Here is a 2,276-nt window from a genome sequence, read left to right on the forward strand (position 1 = left end):
GAGCCAGCCCCGGACAACACGCCCCGCACGGCGGAAATCATCGGCGAAGCGCCGGCCATGCAGGAGGTTTTCCGGGCTATCGGACGTCTTTCCCATTCCAACATCACCGTGCTCATCAACGGCGAAAGCGGAACCGGCAAAGAGCTGGTGGCCCAGGCGCTGCACAACCACAGCCCCCGGGCCAGCCATCCGTTTATTGCCCTTAACATGGCGGCCATTCCAAAGGACCTTATTGAATCCGAACTGTTTGGTCATGAAAAAGGTGCCTTTACCGGCGCCGGCGCGACCCGGCAAGGTCGATTTGAACAGGCGAACAGCGGCACCCTGTTTCTTGACGAGATCGGTGACATGCCTGCCGATACACAAACCCGGCTTTTGCGTGTCCTGGCAGATGGCGAGTTCTACCGGGTCGGCGGCACCACCCCCATCAAGGTGGACGTGCGTATCATTGCTGCAACTCACCAGGACCTGGAAAAACTGGTGATCGCCGGCACCTTCCGGGAAGACCTCTTTCATCGCCTGAACGTGATTCGGGTACATCTGCCCAAGCTGGCCGAACGTCGTGAGGACATCCCGCGACTGATGCAGCACTTCCTAAAGCGTGCAGCAACCGAACTGGCCGTTGAGCCGAAAATACTGCGGCCGGATTCAGAAGAGTACCTGACCACCCTGCCCTGGCCGGGCAATGTCCGCCAGCTGGAAAACACCTGTCGCTGGCTGACCGTGATGGCCAGCGGCCGGGAAATTCATATCGACGATCTGCCGCCGGAACTCCTGCAGCAGGCGGATACGCCCACCACCGGCCAGACCTGGCAGGAAGGCCTGCGCAACTGGGCCGATCAGGAATTACGCCGTGGGCGCAAAGGCATTCTGGACAGCGCGGTGCCGGAGTTTGAGAGAATCATGATCGAAACCGCCCTGAAGCATACCGGCGGCCGACGGCGGGACGCCTCCGTGCTGCTGGGCTGGGGACGCAACACCCTGACCCGGAAAATCAATGAACTGGGCATGGAAGCGGAAGAGATCGAGGAAGGCTGAGGTCCCCTTGAACCACAAAAGCCGGGCAAAATGCCCGGCTTTTGTGGTTATGGCCCGACCTCGGACCAGCGGACTGCACGTCTTAGAACGGGATATCATCATCAAAATCATCTACCGGGTCAGGCATATTGCCCTGACCACCCGCAGGCTGGCTGTAGCCACCGCCCTGAGCACCGCCGGCTGCGCCTCCAGCGGCCGCTCCACCGTAAGCCGCTTGCTGGGGTGCTGACTGCTGTGGCCGGCCGGCCGGGGCGCCCTGACTGGCGCCGCCACCTTCACCACCACGGCTGTCCAGCATCTGCATCTGGCCGTTGATGTCTACCACCACCTCTGTGGTATAGACGTCCTGACCTTCCTTGTTGGTCCACTTGCGGGTTTGCAGCTTGCCTTCGATATACACCTTGGAGCCTTTGTGCAGGTACTGGCCTGCCACTTCGGCAATTTTGCCGAACATCACAATACGGTGCCATTCAGTCTTCGGAACCATCTGACCGGTCTGACGGTCCTTGTAACTCTCATCCGTGGCGAGACTGAGATTGACCACGGCGTTGCCGTTTGGGGTATACCGGGTTTCCGGGTCCTGGCCCAGATTACCGATCAGAATTACTTTGTTCACACCTCGTGCCATGATTTGCTCCCGGTCTTTAAACAGTGACTGGCCGACATTCCGTGGCCGGCTCTCATAAAAAACAGTGGTTCAGGATAACGCAGCGGGACGCACGAAAGGAACATCCAAAAGCAGAGCCTCGTCAAATTGCTTGCGATCCACTTTCAGATAGGCCGTATCTTCGCCAGGTATAACGACCACGTCCCTGACTCCCGGTACCTGACGCAGCGCCCGGTCGGCGGCGCCTGCGTCCTCTGGCGCCATTTGCTGCAGCGAAACCATAAAACTGGACGTATAGGTTGGTGAGGGCATGCCCAGCGCCAGTAACAACCAGATCACCAGTACCACCAACATTAACAGAATCACACCACCGGCACCGAACAGGCCGGCCATCACGCCACCCAGCGCGCCCCCCAGGAAGGCTCCGAAAAACTGAGAGGTAGAATACACGCCCATTGCTGTGCCACGGGCGCCGGCCGGGGACTCTTTGCTGACCAGTGACGGCAGGGACGCCTCCAGCAGGTTGAACGCCATGAAAAAGAAGAAAAGCACCAGCCAGGCAACCAGCAGCGAGGTGTCCGCCTGCCAGAGTCCTGCGGTCGCTGCAATCAGCAGCGCCACGGCACCAGAG

At 59.8% G+C, this 2,276-nt stretch carries 3 protein-coding genes; 1 reads left to right on the plus strand and 2 read right to left on the minus strand.

Translation table 11 applies throughout. The features are described from left to right. The coding region (gene ntrC, locus AAC035_RS20790) for a nitrogen regulation protein NR(I) (protein WP_339807025.1) at positions 1-1,038 on the plus strand (1,038 nt) is incomplete at its 5' end. Positions 1,039-1,120: 82 nt separating this feature from the next. Here ntrC and ssb read toward each other — a convergent pair. Both ssb and AAC035_RS20800 read right to left on the minus strand, forming a co-directional pair. Further along, positions 1,121-1,666 carry a single-stranded DNA-binding protein gene (gene ssb, locus AAC035_RS20795; RefSeq protein WP_339807026.1) on the minus strand — a complete coding sequence of 182 codons (546 nt, stop codon included), beginning with the start codon at positions 1,664-1,666 and terminating at the stop codon, positions 1,121-1,123. A 69-nt stretch (positions 1,667-1,735) separates the two neighbouring features. Then, positions 1,736-2,276, minus strand: a 541-nt coding sequence (locus AAC035_RS20800; RefSeq protein WP_339807027.1) for an MFS transporter, incomplete at its 5' end; no start/stop codon positions are given.

Source organism: uncultured Marinobacter sp., from assembly GCF_963974375.1.
Classification (GTDB): Bacteria; Pseudomonadota; Gammaproteobacteria; order Pseudomonadales; family Oleiphilaceae; genus Marinobacter.

Bases quoted from the DNA above. Each gene is read 5' to 3' on its own strand.
- ssb (WP_339807026.1), bottom strand. From the start codon at position 1,666: ATGGCACGAGGTGTGAACAAAGTAATTCTGATCGGTAATCTGGGCCAG.